The organism is Secundilactobacillus mixtipabuli (genome assembly GCF_002217925.1).
Lineage (GTDB): Bacteria > Bacillota > Bacilli > Lactobacillales > Lactobacillaceae > Secundilactobacillus > Secundilactobacillus mixtipabuli.
In genome coordinates this window covers 1-237 of sequence record NZ_BCMF01000073.1, presented here as the reverse complement: position 1 = coordinate 237, position 237 = coordinate 1, and the positions used below count along the sequence as shown (strand labels likewise).

Below are 237 nucleotides of genomic sequence, written 5' to 3'. Positions count from 1 at the left end.
GTAAGTTTCGGACTGCATTAACATACGGGCAACAAAGCTAGCAGAAGTCGCCAATTCGTTAGCGAGATGTTTTAGTGAGACCGGCTCTGCGAGTCGTTCTAAGCATTCTTGGCGGGTGAAACTGGAAATTGAACAGTGCTTTGGCACTAAACTGGTTTGAGCCAAGAAAGTCCGCTGACATTCCTTACATTTGAAATTACGTCGATTTAACTTTAACAGCACATTATTACCAAGGGT

The 237-nt window shown here is 43.5% G+C and carries 1 pseudogene; it reads right to left on the bottom strand.

The window, feature by feature from the left end:
• Positions 1-237 (bottom strand): annotated as a pseudogene (locus IWT5_RS12415) (ISL3 family transposase); the annotation flags it as partial.